We start from the raw sequence: 16,563 nt of genomic DNA, 5'->3' as shown, positions 1-16,563 counted from the left end.
GCAAAACGTGTAAAATCCAAGTATTATCAACCTGCGGCGGCCCAACCCGCGCCGAAGCAACACGATCAATCTTTCCGCTCCATCGAACTAAAAATCCATTATGGCCCTGGTTTCACTCAGACAACTGCTCGACTACGCAGCCGAGCACAATTTCGCAGTACCCGCCTTCAACATCAGCAACATGGAACAAGTGCAGGCCATCATGCAGGCCGCCGACGCTTGCGACAGCCCGGTGATCATGCAGGGCTCGGCCGGCGCCAACCGCTATGCCGGCGAAATTTTCCTGCGCCACTTGATCCAGGCTGCCGTTGAGCAATATCCGCATATTCCGGTCGTGATGCACCGCGATCATGCGCCGAGTCCAGCGATTTGCGCGCAAGCGATCCAAAACGGCTTCAGCTCGGTAATGATGGACGGCTCGCTGCTGGAGGACATGAAAACCCCGGCGTCTTTCGACTACAACGTCGAAGTCACCCGTAAAGTGGTCGACATGGCCCATGCCTGCGGTGTGTCGGTGGAAGGCGAGATCGGCTGTCTGGGTTCGCTGGAAGCCGGCACCGACCACAGCCGACTGTTGACCGACCCTGACGAAGCCGCTCAGTTCGTCGAACTGACGCGAGTCGATGCATTGGCCGTTGCCATCGGCACCAGCCACGGCGCTTACAAATTCAGCAAGCCGCCCACCGGCGAAGTGCTGGTTATCAGCCGATTACGCGAGTTGCAGCAACGCCTGCCCAACATGCATTTTGTCATGCACGGCTCCAGTTCCGTGCCGCAGGAATGGCTGGCAATCATCAACGCCCACGGCGGCGAGATTCGGCAAACCTATGGCGTGCCGGTTGCCGAAATCGTCGAAGGCATCAAGTACGGCGTACGCAAGGTCAACATCGACACCGACCTGCGCATGGCCTCGACCGGCGCCATGCGCCGCTTTTTGGCCCAGCCAGACAATGTCGCCGAATTGGATGCGCGCAAGACTTTCGCGGCGGCCAGAGATGCGATGCAAAAGCTCTGTCAAGAGCGCTACCAAGCCTTCGGCTCGGCCGGCCACGCCGGCAAGATCAAACCGTTGCCATTAAGCGCAATGGCCCAGCGTTACAGCGGATGATCGATCGGTGGCGTGGGTAATGTCCGTTCAGTTAAGGTTGGTAGGAGGAAGTCATGCCCGCGAACAAACACCTTCGCTCTCAGACATCGCCTGCTTCTACAGGATTTGAGCCAGCCAGCTTGTTGCTAAATTCAACGAAGTTACGGGCAGAGGATGGCCGCTTCCAAGGATTGCAAAGAATGGGCAAACACTAGTCTGAGTTTGACTGGGGGCATTTTGATTTGTAATTGAAGCGTCGATAAATACCCCCTTCTCTACCTCTTGATCAAAAACTCCGCATATTCAAAGTCAAACAAATCGTCTATATCAACCGCAAACGCCTTATCCATAATGTAGGCTCGAGTTCCTTGCCGCATATAAAAGCTTTTGTGCTGCAAAATATCAGCGGTTCTGGCGCAGTAAACCGCACCGTTCAACCGATAGCGCTTGGAAAAATCCTGACTACGCGTCCTTAACGCTTGTTCGTTTTGAACAATAAAATTGTCCATGCTCCGATCTTCAGGTAACGGCATGCTCCATTCTACCGGGTAGTCCAACTCCGATACCGACACCACCGAACGTACCTCGGGCTGTTCCAACAACTGCAAGGCCTCGGCAATATGTATTGCCTTACGCAATGGTGAGGTCGGTTGCAGCAGCACAACTGCATCGTAGTTTTTGCCGACCATTTTTAAGGCATTCAACGTGTATTCGAGTACGTCGAAGGTCGGCGTAGTATCACCGGCGAGTTGTTCAGGTCTCAGAAACGGTACTTGGGCACCGTACTGTTCGGCGATGGCAGCAATCTCCGTAGAATCGGTCGATACCACGACATCCATATCCAAGCCGGCAGCCAAGGTCGCTTCTATCGTCCAGGCAATCAACGGTTTGCCGCTGAGCAGCCTGATATTTTTATCCGTGATACGTTTGCTGCCTTTGCGTGCCGGTATGAACGCTAAAATTTTCATGAGGCTTTATCGTTTTTTATGCCGATCAGATGATTTCTCTCAACAGCACAAACGCTTCCGCAGCCTGACAACCGGCTGTCGCGCCACGCAACATCGCCAGGGCACGCAAGGCTTCAATACTTCTCGGAAACGGAAACTCGCCGAGTTCGCCGGCAAAAATTTGCAATATTTCGAGCTTCTGCTCTAAATAATCTTCAATATTCACAAACACATTCGGTCGAAAACCTAAAGTGTCGGGCCTGATACCGAACTCGGTTTCCGATAAGGTTTCGTAAGCCAAAATGCGTTTGATTGTGCCGTTACGAAACCACTTGCAGCACGACATGACCGCATCGGCGGCAACCGCATGATCGGAATGCACGTCACCGCGGAACGGCAAATAAACAACTTCCGGCCGCAGCGTTTGGAATACGCTCGAGATCTTCGCAATCAAGTCACCCTTGGCAATCGAGTCCAAACGGGTACACGGAAAATCAAGCACATCGACTGAAGCAAACCCGTAATGACGCGACACTTCGGCAATTTCCCGATCTCTGGCTGAAATACGCGCTTCGCTAAAACCCTGCTCCGCCGTCATTTTGGTCAACAACAACCAATGGATTCGATCGCCGGCCCGAGCGTGCCTGAGCAAAGTGCCACCGCAACCTAAGGTTTCGTCATCGGCATGCGGAGCCACCGCTATTACGTTTGTCATTAGTACGTTATGTCCTTGATCAACAAGCTTTCGTCGATTGCGATGCTCGCCAGAATATCGGCGATCCGCTGTGAGGATCGGCCATCGCCGTAAGGGTTGCGGCAGCGGCCGACCTGTTTTCGGTAATCCGCATCAAACGCGGCCTTTTTCACCGCGGCGATGATCGAGTCGACATCGTGAGGCACGAACTCGACATTTTCGGCATGCAAACGGCCTTTTTGCCGATTGCCTACGTTAATCACAGGCAGCTTCAACAAGGGTGATTCCAAAATACCGGCGCTGGAATTGCCGAGCATACAACTGGCCCGGCGCATGACGTTAACAAATTCCAACCGAGGCATATTTTTAACAGCATGCAGAAACGGCAAGTCTTCATACTCTCGGATGGCCTTAATAATCTGTTGACCTCCGGCATCGGAGTTGGGATAAATCAAAACCGTTTTGATACCCAGAGCCTTAACAGCTTCCAAGGTTTGCCGCATTTGCCAATAAGCCTGTTCGATTTCGGTTGAAATAACGTGTTGAATTAACAAAATCAACGGTTCACCGTCCTCGACGGCAAACCCCAAACGCGCCGAAAGTTGTTCCGCAGTAAGAATCGGCACTTGCAACAATCGATCCAGCCCCGGATTGCCGGTGTCATACACCCTGAACGGCTGTTCGCCGAGACGAATAATCCGCTGGTAACTTTCCTGATTGGTGACAAAGTGAAGATGTGCTAGCTTGGTAACCGCATGCCGCACTTGATCGTCGACATTGCCTACCACTCTGTCCCCGCCAGCTATATGCGCCACCGGCACATTCATGTAGGCACCTACCAATGCTGTCGACATCGCCTCTTCCCGATCCCCTAAAACCAACAGAAAATCCGGTTTTACTCTGCTAACCGTTTGCACCAACCCTTGCAACTGAAAAGCCAACCCCTTGACTCGCGACGACGCTCGATCGCCGTTGACCAGACTCTCGATCTCATCGGCGACCTTAAACCCGTCTTTGCGAATTTCAGCCACCGTATAACCGTAGGCATCAGCCAAATGCGCACCGGTCACCGCGACTTCCAATTCCAGCATCGGGTGGCGATCAATTGCGCTAAACACCGAAGACAGAATGTCGTACTCGGAACGAATACCCGTAACGCCAAGCACCATCCTCTTACCCATGCCGATCCATCCTCAAACAGGCCACATACATTTAACACCAACGAATTTGAACCCCGCCGCCTCGGCAAACAAGCGATCGACGGTCCGATCGCCGAAAAAAACAACCTCGGAGGGATCACAAGCCCCATTGAAAATCGCGATATGATCCACGGCAACGGCAGCCGGTTTTTCGGATCGGCAAGTCAGGCACCCCGAAATAGCAATGTTTTCCGGCCTAAACCAAGACCCCAAACCCAGAGCGTCAAATTTAGCGCGCTGAAGTGCGCAAGAACCGTCGCTAACCAAAAATAACGGATAGTACTCGGCCATAAACTCCAGCAGGCTCACGACGCGATGATTTAATTGCAAAACCGGCCGGAAGGCTCTGAACAGCTCAAGGCACTCTCCAATAGTCCGCTCTGCGTTCCCCTGTTCGATCCCGGCAGCCGCCAACACGTCCGAAAAAATCCGGTTATACGAACTGCCTTTGTCAAGCCAACATCTGAGCAAATCGCTATAAGTGTCTGCCGGCTCCGCTCCCACCACGGCGGAGAGCTTTTCCGCAATCGGCCGGTAGACCTGGTATATGAAATCGAATTCGTCGTAAAGTGTACCGTCGAGATCAAAGCCGACGGCCTTGACATTCTGCCAGTCAATGCTCGGATACAAAGACTTCAGCATAGTACCTCAGCATCCTGAGCCCGTAGTTAATCGGCTTGGCTCGATATAACGTTTCGCCAGTCAGTTTGTTGCACAACACCGCGACCCAGTTTTCCGTCGCCGCAAATCCTAGCGCCATCCCACCGGCAATGCGCGGATTGACCTCAACGACTTTTACCGTACCGTCGTTACAGCAAAAACACTGGACATTGATAGGACCGACAAATTGAGTAGCCTGACACAATGCATTAACTACCTTTACGATTTCCGCATGATTAACGACGATGCCCTGTGTCGATTTACCGTCTTTCACTCCGATGCGTCGGCGAGGCACGATATACAGCGGCCGCGACGCCTTATCGCACAGCACATCGACCGTATATTCCTCTCCCTCCAGTAACTCCTGCGACAACATCCCGTTCATATCGACCGGCTCAGAGGTGACGCAAACGCCTTGTCCACCTCTGCCGTTACGGGGTTTGACCAACGGATAGTCCTGGTTCAAACTGGAATCCGGCGTTGGTATGCCGTTCTCAACAAAAAAACGGTACGCCAACCATTTATCAACAAAGGTTTCGATCACCGATGGATCAGAGATGATGACTTCGACACCTTGTGCGGCAAACCGATGTTTGTTCTCTGCCCAACCCAACAGCGTTTCATCCAGCGAAGGTATGACGACATCGATGCGATTTTCAGCAAGAATAGCCGAAACGATTACCCATAAATCCGGAGCGTGCTTCGACGGCATTTTTACGAATTCGTCGGCCAGATAACGCCCTACGCACTGTTCATCGATATCGGACGCCACGGCGATATGACCGGCGTCTTTGATCGCTTTAAGCAAATAGCCGCTTACCAAACTACCCGACGCCTCAGTCAAAACCTTCTTGCGCATCATGTTTATCACATTACGATATAGGCAATGTTTGGATCGAACGAGAAACGTCTTATCTCTTTTTGCCCGATATCCAGGAACTCCAGCATGGCCATGGTTTCACCCGGCCACCAAGGATTATTGATTTCGTCGAACGCCAGAATAGAACCTTTTGGCATGCGCGGTAGAAAGTACTGCAGAGCCACTTTAGTCGGCTCGTAAAGATCGAAATCCAGAAACAGCAAACTAATCAGAACGTGGGGATTCTGCTCCAAAAACGTTGGAATGGTCTGCATGGCATTCCCCTTGACCAAGAACACCTTCTCGAATTGGTTAAGCACCCGATTTTCATCGAATTCGCCGATCAGCTCCTGTAATTCGGCATAGACGTCATATGAAGTAGAAAGTCCGCCGACTTTGGTTTGTTCATTGGTGGCCAAGCCGATATCCTTGTCGTTTACCGACGGAAACCCCTCGAATGTATCGAAGCCGAAGATACGCCTATCCAAGGCAAACGGCTCGAGTGCAGCCGAAAGCTTGGCCCACGCCATCAATCCGCCACCATGATGAACACCGCATTCAATAATGCTGCCCTTGATATGAAGCTGCATCTGGAACAATTCGTACCTAACCAGAAATCGTGAAAGGGCTTGGCGCCTGACATATTTTTCGAAATTATCCAGTTTGGAGTTGATGGGTGCGGGATATTTTTCTATCAATGGTTTCATCAAGCTCTCCTGAGCACTATTAAAGTGGTTGCGCGAAATCTAATCCCTTGTAAAGGCCTCTAAACTCCATAATTCTCCAACAGCCCGTCAATCAAACATTCAATTTTGGCGAGATAAACTAAGACTGGACCGACCCTACTCGTACTCATAGCAGGTACTACGACTTTCTCAGTTAAATCCGGCATGTTTCGATATCTATGGCACCCTAGAATCCCAAGCCAACAACCAATACCGCAACCCGAACCAAGCATTTTGAATTTTTCGGGCTTAGGCACAACATCAATCTAATCATTCAATCCCGTTCGCTTGCATAAAGCCTGGAATCAAAACCGATTGTTTGTTCATTCTGGTAAAGCACGAAATTATCCCGAATTAGATAAGACCAAATCCTCGCTGCTTTCTTGTTGCCATCTCTTCTCCCAAGTTTGTAAGCAACGAATTCAATTCAGAATAGCACGCTGCTGGGAATATTCACCAACCTCCTGACGACACTTCGCGATTGCGTGAGACCATCGGTCTGGCAATGGCGATACATCGGTAAATCCGACATCAGCTCCCACAAGGGCCGGGTCATCACGCCATGGTTATTGGTGTATTCCAGACACGCGTCGCGCGCGGCCAGATCGTCCAGCAGCACTGCGTTGAGCCAGTAGTTAGCGTGCGCACCGGCAGGTTCCCGAAAAATTTCGGAGCCGTTTGCCTCGCCCCAGGCCAGATAACGGCCCGCCAATTCGCGCTTGGCGGCGACGAATTCCGGCAACTGCTCCAGCTGCGCCAGACCCAGCGCGGCGTTCAGATTCGGCATTCGGTAGTTGTAGCCGATTCGGTCGTGTTCGAATTTCCAGGCGTGGGCCAGTTTGGCCGTGGTGGTCAGGTGCTTGGCCTGCCGGGCCAGTTCGTCATCGTCGGTCAGAATCATGCCGCCGCCGCCGGTGGTGATGATCTTGTTGCCGTTGAAGCTGAGCACGCCGAGTTTGCCGAAGGTGCCGCAATGCCGATCGCCGAGCCGGCTACCCAACGCTTCGGCCGCATCCTCGACGACGGCGATTCCATAGTGGTCGCAAACTTTAAGCAAGCCCGCCATATCGCAAGGATGGCCGAAGGTATGCATCGGCAGGCAGGCGGCGATACGCTTGCCGCTGGTTTTGTTATAAACCCCGCCGTCGCGGCGCTCGCCGTGTTGCTCCAGAAACGCCGCCAACGCCGCCGGCGACAGGCCTAGAGTCGCGCTATCGACGTCGACGAAGACCGGCTCGGCGCCGCAGTAGTGAATCGCATTGCAGGTGGCAATAAAGGTCACCGCCTGGGTGACCACCTCGTCGCCGGGGCCGACGCCGGCCAGCAATAATGCGATATGCATCGCGGCAGTGCCGTTGACGGTGGCAACCGCATGCTTGGCGCCGCAGTATTCGGCAATCTTGCGCTCGAATTCACTGACATACGGCCCGACGCTGGAGACGAAGGTGCTGTCGATCACGTCGTTCAAATAGCGTTTTTCGTTGCCGGCAAAACGCGGTTCGTGCAACGGAATGAAAGCGTCGGTTTGGTAAATCTCCCTGACGAAACCGACCAAACGCTCAAACATTGTAAATATCCGTTTTGTACTTTTTCAGATTCTCGGACCGGCAAAACCAATCCACGGTGCGGCGCAGGCCATCTTCCAAGCTAACTTCCGGGTTAAACCCGGTTAATGTTCTGATCTTGCTGTTATCGCACCACAACCGGTTGACTTCGGACTTTTCCGGCCGCAAACGTTGCTCGTCGACCAGAAATTCGACGTCGCTGACCATGATGGCCTTGATCAGATTCAAGGTGTCACCGACCGAGATTTCGAAATTGGAACCGATGTTGACCGTCTCGCCGATGGTTTTGTCCGACTCGGCCAACGCGATGAAGCCGCGGCAAGTATCTTCGACGTAGTTGAAATCGCGAGTCGGCGTGACGTCGCCGAGCTGGATTTGCTTCTTACCGGCGGCGATCTGGCTGATGATGGTCGGAATCACCGCTCGGGCTGACTGGCGCGGTCCGTAAGTGTTGAACGGCCGGGCAATCGTCAACGGCAGATTGAAGGCATTGAAAAAACTCATCGCCATCGCATCGGCGGCAATCTTCGAGGCACTGTAAGGCGATTGCGGTTGCAGCGGATGTTTTTCGTCGATCGGTACGTATTGCGCGGTGCCGTAAACCTCGCTGGTCGAGGTATGGATCACCCGGCTAACGCCGGCATCGCGCGCCGCCTGGCAGATATTCAAGGTGCCGCGGATATTGGTATCGACATAACTGTCCGGCGCGACATAGGAATACGGAATCGCAATCAACGCCGCCAAATGAAATACGGTATCGACGCCCTGGCAAATGCTGCGGCAGAACGCCGGATCGCGCACGTCGCCGCACACTACTTCGATGTCGTGTTTGCAGGCGGCATCGTCCAGCCAGCCCCAGGAATTAAACGAATTGTATTGCGCCAAAGCCCGTACCTCGCAGCCGCGCGTCGCCAGCATTTCGGTCAAATGCGAGCCGATGAAACCGTCGGCGCCGGTCACTAATACTTTTTTCATACCAATCCTTGTTTAACAAAGGCCTCGGCGATAGCCCAGTCTTCTGCGGTGTCGATGTCCAGGCTTTGAATGGCGTTCATCACCAACGGCACGGTCTGCGGCGGATAGAACGATTTATGTTCCAGCAAGTAGTCGGTCCGAACTAGATACATCGCCCCATTCGGAGTCAACAACGGCTGGGTTTGTTGCCGGCTGGCTTGAGTCGGTTGCCGGTTGTCCAGCGCTTGCATGAAACCGTCGCGCAATTGGAACAACGTGGTCAGGTTGCGCTGGATTTCCTTGCAACCGATCACCGCATCGACGTTACCGCCATTGGCCAATGCCATCGCCTGGCGAAGTATAGCCGGACTGCGGAACGGCGAGGTTGGCTGCAACAACATGACCCAAGCCGGCAAATAACCCTGATTCCCGCGAAACCAATCCAAGGCATGTTCCACCACTTGCAGCGACGACGCACCGTCCGTCGCATGACAGGCCGGGCGTAGAAACGGCACCGCCAGCCCGGCGTTACGGCCGATCTCGGCATACGCTTCCGCATCGGTCGACAACAGCGCCAACGACTGCGGCAACTCGGCCCGACTAATGGTTTGCGCGGTCCATTCCAGCAGCGGCTTGCCGGCCAGCGGCCGGACGTTTTTGTCAGGCAAACCTTTGGAACCGCTCCGTGCCGGAACCACGACCAGTAAATCGAATGCTTGCGCCATGCCCGATCTCCCAGCGCTAAATCAGTTTCAAACCCGGCGGCAAGGCTTCGCCGAAGATTTGTTTTTCCTGGCCTTCGTCAAGCGCTGTGTATTCGGCCACCATGTCCTGCCACGACGCCGGGGCTTTGGCCTGTTTCAATTTATCCAGCACTTGCCGGCGCAAGTCGTCGTCGATATCGCGGACGCGGTCGTCGCAACGCCGCGCCAGCAAGGTCGCGGCGAAGCCGATCTGCACCTGCTTTTTCCAATCGGCAGCCAGCAATTGGTTTAACCAAGCGGACGCCTGAGCCGGCGGTATCACATCGTGATTGTTGCCGTGAAACAGTATCCGCGCCCCGATCCGGCCCAAGGCCCACCAGCTTTGTTCGGGTTCGCCGGCTTTGGCCAAACGTTTCAGCAGCCATTCGCCTAATTGCACTTTATCGGCCACCGCCAAACGCTCCAGCGATGCCGCCAACCGCAGTATGTCCTCGTAGCCGCGGGTTGCGAGTTGCTTCGCCAGCCCCGGCTGGCGGGCCGAGGCCGGATTGATGAACTTGCCGATATCGTTAAAAATGCGTTGCTGCGCCTCGGCCGGCAAACCGCCGGCGACTCGCCGCCACAAGGTCCACCATTCGGCCCAGTTCTGCTTTTCGTTGACGAACTGCAGGCCTTCCGGATACAGCTTCCACAGCTGTTCCACCCGCCAGTCGTCCAGCGGATAACCGAACCCGGGCCGCAGGCAAAACCCGATCAAGCTGCACCACAACCGCTCGTGCTGCTCGCTGCGCCGCCGGTATTTGCTGCCGTCCAGCAAGGCATTGAATAATTCGCGCAGCAGTGGGGTTTGCCACTCGCCGCGCGGGGCGGCCAATACTTTTTCCAAATCGGCGCGCAAGGTTTTTACCGCCTGCGGGTCGACTTGTTTGGATTTGGCGCCGAATACGGCCTGAATCTTTTCCAGGGCTTGCGGCAGTTGCGCGGGCAGATCGGCATTTACCAACGCGGATTTGGCCTTGCGGATCTGAAATTCGACATCCCACCGCTGCTGCTCGCCATCCAGCGCGACGCATTGCAAACGCAAGGTGCCGACTTCGGTATAGGTTGCCGACAACTGCACAGCAACTTCGGCCCGCTGTTGGCCTTCGAACGCCACCGCCAATGGCGGCAAGCTGTGGAAGCGGTCGTCGTCGAGTTCGACCAGGTCGCCGGTGCGGTAATCGCCGTCACCACTCGCCGACAGCAAATGGAAGCGCACCGGTTGGCCGACGCGTAACGCAAATTGGCGGCCGGCCAGCAACACTTCATGCCCTTCTTCGCTGCCTTTCGGCAAAATGCAGACGCCGCGCCGGCTTTGCCCGGCACTGTCGACCAGCAAAAAATAACTGCGCGCCGCGCCGCCACCGATCCGCAATTTTTTATCGCGGCGGGCGATGGCGTAGCTGACTGCACCGTAGGCAACCGCCAATTCCGGGTCCGGATTGTCCAGCACGGTCGGCGCCCGGCCGCCGCGCCAAGCCGACAGCAGCCCCGTTACCCGCTGCACCAGTGCCCGGCTGCGGAATACGCCGCCGTTCAACAACAGCACATCGGGTACGATGCCCTGCTCGCCGAGCGCCTGTTGCGCGGCCTGGGCATGCGACTGCAAAAAACCGGCGATATGCTTGCTGATGGCCGGCTCGGCCGCGTAAGGCAGACCGAATTCGACCACCCCGCTGCGCTTCTTGTCCGGCAGTTCCTGCAGCCCCGACAAAGGCAGGAAACCGTCCAACGCAATCTGTCTGACTTCCTCCCGGCTCAACGCTGTGGTTTTACTACCGCCGATCAATTTGGACCCACCGCCGAGCAAAGTCACAGCCATTTGATCCGGCGCATCGTCGGCCAACAAGCGTTCTTTGGCGATCCGGCATTGCTCCAGCAATTGCGCCAGGTCGGCGCTGGACAGCTTGCGTTCGGTACCGCGTAACCGGCTCTCGGCCAAGTGCGCCAGGGCCAGATCGATATTGTCGCCACCCAGCATCAAGTGGTCGCCGACGCCGATGCGGGTCAATTTGGGCTCGCCGGCGCCGTATTCGATTTTGATCAGGGTCAAGTCGGTGGTGCCGCCGCCAACGTCGCAGACCAGCATCAAGCGGCTGCCGGCCAGACTGGGCTCGATACTGCCGGCATGGCGGCGCAACCAGTCGTAACATACGGCCTGCGGTTCCTCCAGCAGACGCACGTCGGCCAGACCGGCCAATTTCGCCGCCTCCAAGGTCAGAGAACGGGCCGATTCGTCGAACGAGGCCGGCACGGTGACGACAAGGGTTTGCCGCGCCAACGGCGCGTCGGGAAAGCGCTGCTCCCAAACCATCCGCACGTGCTGCAAATAACTCGCACTGGCCGCCAGCGGCGATACCTTGAATACCGACTCGTCACTCCCCCACGGCAAAATCGGTGCCGTATGGTCGACTGCAGTATGCGACAACCAGCTCTTGGCGCTGGTGACCAGGCGGCCCTGCGATTTGGCACCCAGGACTCGCGCAGCTTCGCCCAGTACAGCTCCATCCTCGGCCAACAGGAAACCGGCTTCAGCACTCAATTCGCCCGCCGCCGGATGGTAACGCACCGAAGGCAGCAACGGTTTGGACGCGACTTCGCCCGGCGCGGTCATCTGCGGAATTTCGAACAGGCGGATGGTCTTGTGCGGATCGCCGACAGCGGCATAGGCCACGACGGTATGGGTGGTACCCAGATCGATACCGACTAAATATTGGCTGGCTGAGTTATTCAAAATGCTTAGTTCGGGCTGGTGGATTGCGGCTGCTGCAGCCATTGGTTGACTTCTTCCAGGTTCTGCGGCGAGATCACACCCACCGCATGTAAAAAACGCATCCGATTTTTGACGTAACTGTAACGACCCTGAGCCAAATCGCGTCTGGCGCGGAATTCGGCTTGCTGGGTGTCGAGCACATCGCTGATGGTTTCCAGGCCGAATTTAAAGCCTTTTTCCTTGGCTTCGCGCGATTTTTTGGCCGACTCCAGGGCTTTGGCCGACGCGGCAATCCGCCGCACGCTGGCGTTGGAGGTTAAAAACGCGTCGCTGATTTCCTTGACCAGGGCGCGGATTTTGCTTTCGTTTTCGTTTTTTGCCAACTCCAGCCGGTGCTGGGCTTCGTTGGTTTTTTCCGCAATCACCCCGCCGCTGAAAATCGGCACGCTGACATTGATGCCGGCGGTCTGCACTTCGGTTTGCGGCGTGCGCGAACTTTGAAAGCCGGTATCGCTGTTGAAGTAATTAAATTGCAAATCGACCACCGGCAGATGCCGGGAGCGTTGCATCGCCACATCGTCGCTGGCCGCTTCGATCGCACTGAGTTGGGCGCGTAGCAGCGGATTCTCGCTTTTCGCGACGGCGATCCAGTCATCCAGATTACCCTGCAGCGGCTGGTAGTCAATATCCTCGCGTAACCGCGCCAAGTCTTGCGGCAGATTGCCGGTCATCTCCCGCAAATTTTCCCTGGCCTTAACCAGTACGGTTTCCGCTTCGATCTGGCTGGCCTGCAATTGGTCGAGTCTGGCCTCGACTTCATAGAGATCGGTAATTTTGACCAGTTGCTTGGCAAATTGATGTTTGATTTGTTCGTGCTGCACGGCCAAGGCTTCGGTTTCGCCGCGCAGCAAATTCAGTTGGTCCTCGGCTTGCAACAGATCAAAGTAACGCTCGACCACATCGTCGATCAGCGCGTTTTCGGCTTCGACTTGTTCTTCGATGTAGACGTTCTCGGTTTCCTTGGCCCGGCGCCAGTTCCAGAATTTGGCGAGGTCGACCAGCGACTGGTTGACCGAGATGTAGTAGCGCTTGCCGGGATAAGTCGTGTTGACCTCGCGGCCACTGCCGCTGACGGTCTGGTCATTGTGCGACCAGTTGCCGGTCGCCGTGACTTGCGGCAAGAACTCGCCGAAGGATTGTTCTTTTTGCGCGGTACCGATATTCAGTTTCAAACCGGCGGCTTTCAATTTCGGATCGCCGGACAAGGCCTGCTGGTAAACGCTGATTAGGTCGTCGGCAAGCGCCTGACCGACACTCGACACCGCCAATGCTAAGGCAAAACTCCAAGCCGGTTTCATCAGTCTTCGTTGAAGGCGCGGGCCACCGCGTTGGTGATCGGTTGCAGCAGGTATTCCAGCACGGTGCGCTCGCCGGTCGTGATCAGCACCTCGGCCGGCATGCCCGGCAACAATTCCACCTCGCCCAGTTTTGCGTAGCTGTCCGGAGTCAATTCGATTTGGGCTTGGTAATAAGCCATCCCCGATTTTTCGTCGCTGAGTCGGTCGGCGGAGAGATTGGTCACGATACCGTCGAGTTTGGGCACTACCGATTGTTTGAAAGAACTGAACCGGACTTCGGCTTTGAGGCCTTCGTGCACCCGGTCGATGTCCATCGTCGACACCTGGGCATTGACGATCAGGTCTTCGTTCTGCGGCACCAAATCCAGAATCGGCCGACCGGGACCGACCACGGTGCCGACGTTATGTAAGGTCAAACCCAGCACGCGGCCGGCGGCCGGCGCGCGGATTTCGGTTCGGGCCAGTCTTTCCCGGGCCGCGGTCAAGCGTTGCGTCACGTCGAAAAGTTGGGCTTGAGCCTCGCCGAGCTTGCCGGCGATTCCTTCCTGGAATTGTTTCTCCAGTTGCAAAATCTGCAACTGGGTTTCGCCGATCTGCATTTCGTTGCCGGCGATTTCGGCGGTCAGCGCCGCAATCTCGCCGGACGCTAATGTCAAATTACGCTCGATATCGCGCACCCGTTGTTTGCCGGTGAAACCTTCCGCCAGCAATTCGCGCAAGTCCTTGAGTTCGTCTTTATACGACTCGGCCAAAGCTTGTTTGGCCGCGCGTTGCCCGCGCAAGCCCTCGACCCGGCTGGCCAATTGGGTACTGCGTTGCTTAAGCACCGAGATTTCCCCTTCGTGGGAAAGTTTTCGCGCCAGAAAAATCCGGCTCTCGGCTTGTTTGGCCTCCAGCGTGCGGGCGTCGGCGTCGTCCTGCAGGGTATCCGGAAATTCGACGGCCGGCTTGCGGTCGCGCTCCGCGCTGAGCCTGGCGACCTGGGCCGACAACGTAATCTGCTGGCTGCGCAAAATATCCTGCTCCGCGCGGATCGAGGTATCGTCGAGCCGGATCATCACATCGCCTGCCTTGACGAAATCGCCCTCTTTGACCAGCAACTCGCTGACCATGCCGCCGTCCAGATGTTGCACGGTTTTGCGATGGGATTTGACCGCCACATAACCCGGCGCCATTGCCGAGCTGTCCAACGGCGCGAAATAACTCCAGACGCCGAAGATACCGAGGGTGGCAAATATCACAGCGTTACCGATATTGCGGATCGGCCGGTCGTCGATGACTAAAGAAATGGTTTCCAGCTCCGGGGATTGACTCATCGTTTAGGCTCCGGCTTGGACATGTTCGGCCCTTGCTTGCTGCGCGGTTTGCAATGCAACCTTTTGCAAGTGGGCTACAACCTGGTCTTTCGGCCCGTAAACCGACAATTGGCCGTCGCTGAGCAACAGCAACTTGTCGACGTTATTCAGGACGTTGTTGCGGTGGGTGATTACGATCACCGTGACCTTATTGGCTTTCAGCCGCTGGATGGTCCGGCCCAAGGCGATTTCGCCCTGTTCGTCCAGATTGGAGTTAGGTTCGTCCAATACCACCACGACCGGATTGCCGTACAAAGCTCGCGCCAAACCGATGCGCTGGCGCTGGCCGCCCGACAAGTTGCCGCCGTTGGCACCGATCACGGTGTTGTAGCCGTCCGGCAAATGCAGCACCAGTTCGTGGACGTCGGCCATCTTTGCCGCGGCAATCACTTTCTCCGGCTCGACTTCGCCGAAGCGGGCAATGTTTTGGCTGATGCTGCCTTCGAACAATTCGATATCCTGGGGCAAGTAACCGATGTGCGGCCCCAGTTCGTCCCGGTTCCAATTGAAGATTTCGGCACCGTCCAGGCGGATCGTGCCGCTGGAAGTCGGCCAGATACCGAGCAAGGCGCGGGCAAAGGTCGATTTGCCGGCGCCGCTGGGGCCGATCACGCCGACTACGTCGCCTTTGGCAATAGCCATGCTGATGCCTTTGATAACCGGCGTTTTCGCCCCCGGCGGCGTGACTTGTGCCATATCGAGCTGAAAGGCGCCGACCGGATCGGGCAAGGTCATTTTTTTCGATTCGGCCGGCATCTGCACCAGTAATTCGTTCAACCGGTTGTATTGGCCGCGGGCGTTGATAAAGCCTTTCCAGGTACCGATCACGATATCGATCGGCGCCAGGGCTCGACCTAGCAGGATCGAACCGGCGATCATCAGGCCGGAGGAAATCTCGTTTTCGATGACCAGATAGGCGCCAAGCGCCAATATCAAAGATTGCGACGACAAGCGTACCAACTTGGAAACGGCGTTGACCAGACCGGCGCGGGAACTGGCGATGGCTTGCAGGCGCAGGACTTTATGCACGCTGTTCAACCAACGCCCCTGAATGTTGGGCAGCATGCCCATCGCATCCAGCACTTCCGCATTTCGCAGATTTTTACTGACCAGATTGCGTGCGTTCAGCGCGGTGCTGTTGGCTTCGCTGAGCATCCGGCTGGTGGTCTTTTCTTGGATGTAGGCGACGATCACCAACAGGATCGCAGTCGCCACACCGGCCCAACCGTACCAGGGATGAAACATGAACATCACCGCCAAGTAGATCGGTAGCCAGGGCGCATCGAAGAAGGCGAACAAACCGCTGCCGGTCATGAACTGGCGTAGTGCGGTCAAATCGTCGAGCGGTTGGATGCTGGCGCGCTGGCCGTTGGAATACAAGGCCATTTTATAAGCCACTTTCAGTAACCGCTCGCTGAGCAGTACTTCGATGCGGGTGCTGACTCTGACCAATATCTGCGACCGCACCCACTCCAACACCCCCATGGTCACGAACAACACCATCAAAATCAGCGTCAACAGCGACAGGGTCGTCAGATTGCCGGTCGGCACCACCCGGTCGTAAACCTGCAACATGTAAATGGTCGGCACCAGTTGCAATACGTTGATCACAAAACTAAAACCGGCAGCAGATATAAACGCGCCCTTACACAGCCGTAACGCTTCGATCAGATCGGATTGGGGGGAATTCATACCTTGGTTAGC

The 16,563-nt window shown here is 55.8% G+C and carries 14 protein-coding genes; 1 reads left to right on the top strand and 13 read right to left on the bottom strand.

All coding sequences use genetic code 11. The annotated features are described in order from the left end of the window. Positions 1-100 precede the first annotated feature (100 nt). Positions 101-1,108 (top strand): class II fructose-bisphosphate aldolase, encoded by a 1,008-nt coding sequence (fba, locus tag AC0IM9_RS06280; protein WP_482803425.1) that lies wholly within the window; start codon positions 101-103, stop codon positions 1,106-1,108. A gap of 254 nt (positions 1,109-1,362) precedes the next feature. Here the strand turns inward: fba and AC0IM9_RS06275 are convergent, their stop codons facing one another. The 13 genes from AC0IM9_RS06275 to AC0IM9_RS06215 all read right to left on the bottom strand — a co-directional run bounded on the left by AC0IM9_RS06275 (position 1,363) and on the right by AC0IM9_RS06215 (position 16,551). Next, positions 1,363-2,055, bottom strand: coding sequence for an acylneuraminate cytidylyltransferase family protein (locus AC0IM9_RS06275; protein ID WP_140913545.1), 693 nt, complete (start codon positions 2,053-2,055; stop codon positions 1,363-1,365). 25 nt (positions 2,056-2,080) lie between these two features. Next, complete coding sequence (locus AC0IM9_RS06270) at positions 2,081-2,749, bottom strand: PIG-L deacetylase family protein (protein ID WP_140913544.1); 669 nt, start codon at positions 2,747-2,749, stop codon at positions 2,081-2,083. Beyond that, the gene (gene neuC, locus AC0IM9_RS06265; protein WP_140913543.1) at positions 2,749-3,909 is read right to left on the bottom strand and encodes a UDP-N-acetylglucosamine 2-epimerase; all 1,161 of its coding nucleotides are present in this window, start codon (positions 3,907-3,909) and stop codon (positions 2,749-2,751) included. Before neuC ends, AC0IM9_RS06270 begins: the two co-directional genes overlap by 1 nt. A gap of 12 nt (positions 3,910-3,921) precedes the next feature. Then, positions 3,922-4,569 carry an HAD family hydrolase gene (locus AC0IM9_RS06260; RefSeq protein WP_445372570.1) on the bottom strand — a complete coding sequence of 216 codons (648 nt, stop codon included), beginning with the start codon at positions 4,567-4,569 and terminating at the stop codon, positions 3,922-3,924. After that, on the bottom strand, positions 4,541-5,449 hold the full coding sequence (locus tag AC0IM9_RS06255) for an ATP-grasp domain-containing protein (RefSeq protein ID WP_222101923.1): 909 nt from the start codon (positions 5,447-5,449) through the stop codon (positions 4,541-4,543). The genes AC0IM9_RS06260 and AC0IM9_RS06255 overlap by 29 nt, the downstream gene beginning before the upstream one ends. A 5-nt stretch (positions 5,450-5,454) precedes the next feature. Then, positions 5,455-6,153 (bottom strand): TylF/MycF/NovP-related O-methyltransferase, encoded by a 699-nt coding sequence (locus tag AC0IM9_RS06250; RefSeq protein WP_445372569.1) that lies wholly within the window; start codon positions 6,151-6,153, stop codon positions 5,455-5,457. Between the two features lie 445 nt (positions 6,154-6,598). Further along, the gene (locus AC0IM9_RS06245) at positions 6,599-7,738 is read right to left on the bottom strand and encodes a LegC family aminotransferase (protein WP_482803424.1); all 1,140 of its coding nucleotides are present in this window, start codon (positions 7,736-7,738) and stop codon (positions 6,599-6,601) included. After that, on the bottom strand, positions 7,731-8,711 hold the full coding sequence (locus tag AC0IM9_RS06240) for an NAD-dependent 4,6-dehydratase LegB (protein WP_482803423.1): 981 nt from the start codon (positions 8,709-8,711) through the stop codon (positions 7,731-7,733). Before AC0IM9_RS06240 ends, AC0IM9_RS06245 begins: the two co-directional genes overlap by 8 nt. Then, positions 8,708-9,415 (bottom strand): acylneuraminate cytidylyltransferase family protein, encoded by a 708-nt coding sequence (locus AC0IM9_RS06235; RefSeq protein ID WP_482803422.1) that lies wholly within the window; start codon positions 9,413-9,415, stop codon positions 8,708-8,710. Before AC0IM9_RS06235 ends, AC0IM9_RS06240 begins: the two co-directional genes overlap by 4 nt. A gap of 16 nt (positions 9,416-9,431) precedes the next feature. Then, on the bottom strand, positions 9,432-12,209 hold the full coding sequence (locus AC0IM9_RS06230; protein WP_482803421.1) for an Hsp70 family protein: 2,778 nt from the start codon (positions 12,207-12,209) through the stop codon (positions 9,432-9,434). Then, positions 12,173-13,504: a TolC family outer membrane protein gene (locus AC0IM9_RS06225; protein ID WP_140913537.1), complete on the bottom strand. Its 1,332-nt coding sequence runs from the start codon at positions 13,502-13,504 to the stop codon at positions 12,173-12,175. Before AC0IM9_RS06225 ends, AC0IM9_RS06230 begins: the two co-directional genes overlap by 37 nt. After that, the gene (locus AC0IM9_RS06220) at positions 13,504-14,820 is read right to left on the bottom strand and encodes an HlyD family type I secretion periplasmic adaptor subunit (protein WP_278209442.1); all 1,317 of its coding nucleotides are present in this window, start codon (positions 14,818-14,820) and stop codon (positions 13,504-13,506) included. Before AC0IM9_RS06220 ends, AC0IM9_RS06225 begins: the two co-directional genes overlap by 1 nt. A 3-nt stretch (positions 14,821-14,823) precedes the next feature. After that, positions 14,824-16,551, bottom strand: a complete 1,728-nt coding sequence (locus tag AC0IM9_RS06215; RefSeq protein WP_482803420.1) for a type I secretion system permease/ATPase — start codon at positions 16,549-16,551, stop codon at positions 14,824-14,826. Positions 16,552-16,563 lie beyond the last annotated feature (12 nt).

The sequence above is a fragment of the Methylomonas sp. Uni0011 genome (genome assembly GCF_056850255.1).
Note: the sequence above shows the minus strand (reverse complement) of the source record. Positions and strands in the feature narration are given on the sequence as shown.

Excerpts from the sequence above, each read along its gene's own strand:
- AC0IM9_RS06235 (WP_482803422.1), bottom strand. The coding sequence starts at position 9,415 with ATGGCGCAAGCATTCGATTTACTGGTCGTGGTTCCGGCACGGAGCGGT.
- AC0IM9_RS06255 (WP_222101923.1), bottom strand. The coding sequence starts at position 5,449 with ATGATGCGCAAGAAGGTTTTGACTGAGGCGTCGGGTAGTTTGGTAAGC.
- AC0IM9_RS06260 (WP_445372570.1), bottom strand. The coding sequence starts at position 4,569 with ATGCTGAAGTCTTTGTATCCGAGCATTGACTGGCAGAATGTCAAGGCC.
- AC0IM9_RS06275 (WP_140913545.1), bottom strand. The coding sequence starts at position 2,055 with ATGAAAATTTTAGCGTTCATACCGGCACGCAAAGGCAGCAAACGTATC.
- fba (WP_482803425.1), top strand. The coding sequence starts at position 101 with ATGGCCCTGGTTTCACTCAGACAACTGCTCGACTACGCAGCCGAGCAC.
- AC0IM9_RS06250 (WP_445372569.1), bottom strand. The coding sequence starts at position 6,153 with ATGAAACCATTGATAGAAAAATATCCCGCACCCATCAACTCCAAACTG.
- AC0IM9_RS06215 (WP_482803420.1), bottom strand. The coding sequence starts at position 16,551 with ATGAATTCCCCCCAATCCGATCTGATCGAAGCGTTACGGCTGTGTAAG.
- AC0IM9_RS06230 (WP_482803421.1), bottom strand. The coding sequence starts at position 12,209 with ATGGCTGCAGCAGCCGCAATCCACCAGCCCGAACTAAGCATTTTGAAT.
- neuC (WP_140913543.1), bottom strand. The coding sequence starts at position 3,909 with ATGGGTAAGAGGATGGTGCTTGGCGTTACGGGTATTCGTTCCGAGTAC.
- AC0IM9_RS06225 (WP_140913537.1), bottom strand. The coding sequence starts at position 13,504 with ATGAAACCGGCTTGGAGTTTTGCCTTAGCATTGGCGGTGTCGAGTGTC.
- AC0IM9_RS06220 (WP_278209442.1), bottom strand. The coding sequence starts at position 14,820 with ATGAGTCAATCCCCGGAGCTGGAAACCATTTCTTTAGTCATCGACGAC.
- AC0IM9_RS06245 (WP_482803424.1), bottom strand. The coding sequence starts at position 7,738 with ATGTTTGAGCGTTTGGTCGGTTTCGTCAGGGAGATTTACCAAACCGAC.
- AC0IM9_RS06270 (WP_140913544.1), bottom strand. The coding sequence starts at position 2,749 with ATGACAAACGTAATAGCGGTGGCTCCGCATGCCGATGACGAAACCTTA.
- AC0IM9_RS06240 (WP_482803423.1), bottom strand. The coding sequence starts at position 8,711 with ATGAAAAAAGTATTAGTGACCGGCGCCGACGGTTTCATCGGCTCGCAT.